This window comes from Kitasatospora sp. NPDC057512, assembly GCF_042802135.1.
GTDB lineage: Bacteria > Actinomycetota > Actinomycetes > Streptomycetales > Streptomycetaceae > Kitasatospora.
The window spans coordinates 1-2,706 of sequence record NZ_JBHVET010000940.1; the positions used below are offsets into that span (position 1 = coordinate 1).

1 protein-coding gene is annotated in these 2,706 nt (G+C 77.3%); it reads left to right on the forward strand.

Annotation, left to right across the window (positions count from 1 at the left end; genetic code table 11):
- Positions 1-2,706, forward strand: a 2,706-nt coding sequence (locus ACFU6K_RS35990) for a type I polyketide synthase (RefSeq protein WP_380670392.1), incomplete at both ends; no start/stop codon positions are given.

Here is a 2,706-nt window from a genome sequence, read left to right on the forward strand (position 1 = left end):
CCACCGAGCTGTTCCGCCACCCCACCGTGGACGCCCTGATCGCGCACCTGGCCGCCGAGCCGGCCACGCCCACCGCCGCGGCCGCCTCCCCCGTCGCCGGGCCGGGCGACGACCGCCGGGTGGCGATCGTCGGCCTGGCGCTGCGCCTGCCGGGCGCCGACACCCCCGAGCAGTACTGGCGGAACATCGTCGAGGGCGTCCGGAGCACCACCCGGTTCACCGAGGAGGAGCTGGCCGCGGCCGGACTGCGCCCGGAGGAGTACCGCCACCCCGACTTCGTCCCGGTCACCGGGGCGATCACCGGCACCGACGAGTTCGACGCCGAGGCCTTCGGCATCAGCGGCGCCGAGGCGGCCCTGATGGACCCGCAGCAGCGCCTGCTGCTGGAGATCTGCCGCCAGGCCCTGGAGGACGGCGGCTACGACGCGCCGGACCCGGAGCGCCGGGTCGGGGTCTTCGCCGGCACCGGGATGACCCTGTACGCGCTGCGCACCTACTACCAGCACACCCTCGCCACCACCGCCGACCCCTCCCAGCCGGTCGCCGCCCTGCAGACCGCGATCGGCAACCAGGCCGACTTCGCCGCCACCCGGGTCGCCTACCGGCTGGGCCTCACCGGTCCGGCGATCGGCGTGCAGACGGCCTGCTCCACCTCGCTGGTCGCGGTGCACCTGGCCGTGCAGTCGCTGCTCGCCGGCGACTGCGAACTGGCCCTGGCCGGGGCCGCCGCCCTGCACATCCCGCAGGCCGCCGGCTACCGCTACGAGGAGGGCTCGATCCTCTCCCCCGACGGCGCCTGCCGGGCCTTCGACGCCGACGCGGGCGGCACGGTCGGCGGCAACGGCGTCGCCGCCGTGCTGCTCAAGCGCCTCGACCGGGCGCTGGCCGACGGCGACACCGTGCACGGGGTGATCCTCGGCTCGGCCGTCAACAACGACGGCGGCCGGAAGGTCGGCTACACCGCGCCCAGCGTGGACGGGCAGGCGGCCGTGGTCGGCCGGGCCCTGGACCTGGCGGGCGTGCCGGCCGAGAGCATCGGCTACATCGAGGCCCACGGCACCGGCACCCCGCTCGGCGACCCGATCGAGTTCCGGGCGCTGGCCCAGGCGTTCCGCGCCCGGACCGGGGCCGCCGGGTTCTGCTCGCTCGGCTCGGTCAAGCCCAACATCGGCCACCTGGACACCTGTGCCGGGATGGCGGGCCTGATCAAGGCGCTACTGGTGCTCCGGCACGGCACCATCCCCCCGCTGGTGAACTTCACCAGTCCCAACCCCGCGCTGGAACTGGCCGACAGCCCGTTCCGGCTCGCCGCCGAGCGCCGGGACTGGCCGGAGGGCCCCACCCCGCGCCGGGCCGGGGTCAGCGCGCTGGGCGTCGGCGGCACCAACGCCCACCTGGTGCTGGAGCAGGCGCCCGAGGCCCCGGCCGTCGAACCGCGCCCGGCCCCGACCGTGCTGCCGCTGTCCGCCCGCACCGCCCAGGGCCTGACCGAACTGGCCGGCCTGCTCCGCGACCGGCTGGACGCCGAACCCGCCCTCGCGCCCGGCGACCTGCCGCTCACCCTCGGCGCCGGCCGGCGCGCGCTGCGCCACCGGCTGGCCGTCACCGGCCCCGACCCGGCCGCCCTGCGCAAGGGCCTGGACGCCTTCCTCGCGGGCCGGACGACCGCCGGCGCGGCCCACCGCGAGGTGGGGCGCGGCGAGGTCCTGCCGGTGCTGCTCTTCACCGGCCAGGGCGCCCAGTACCGGGGCATGGCCGCCGAGCTCCACCGGGCCTTCCCGGTCTTCCGCGCCGTCCTGGACGAGTGCGACCGGCTGCACCGCGAGAACTGGGGCGAGCCGCTGCTGCCGCTGCTGCTCGACCCCGCGCCGCAGGGCGCCGAGGACGGCTGGACCACCGAGGCGGCGCAGCCCGCGCTGTTCGCCCTCCAGGCGGCCTACCTGCGGCTCTGGCAGGAGCTCGGGGTCCGTCCCGCCGCCGTCGCCGGGCACAGCGCCGGGGAGTACGCGGCCTTCCACGCGGCCGGCGCGCTCGACCTGGCCGACGGGATGTTCCTGACCGCGCTGCGCGGCCGGCTGATGCACCGGCTGACCGAGCAGGGCGCCATGACGGTGGTCTCGGCCGGCCTGGACCGGCTGGCCGGGCTCGGCGACTGGCTGCCCGGCGTGGACCTGGCCGTGGTCAACGGCCGGGGCCAGTGCGTGCTGGCCGGCCCGCCCCGCGAGATCGCCGCCGCCGAGGCCGTCCTGGCCGCCGACGGGGTCACCACCGAACGGCTGGCCACCGACCGGGCGTTCCACTCCCGCCTGCTCGACCCGATGCTCGACCCCTTCCGCGACCAGCTGGCCCGGCTGCGCCTGCGGCCGCTGGCCGTCCCGCTGGTCAGCAACCTCGGCGGCGAGGTGCTGGCCCCCGGGACCGTCCCGACGCCGGAGTACTTCCTCCGGCAGACCCGGGAGACCGCCCGGTTCGACCAGGTCCTCGCCGCGCTGGACGGACAGGGCCACGAGCTCTTCCTGGAGATCGGCCCGCACCCGACGCTGACCGGCATGGGTCGCCGGGAGCTGCCGGAGCGCCACTTCGTCGCCGGCGGCCGGCGCGGCGCCTCGCCGGAGCAGCAGTTCGACGCCGCCGCGGCCGCGCTCTGGTCGTACGGCGTCCCGCTCGACTGGGCCGGCTTCGCCGCCGCCCGGGACTGGCCGGACG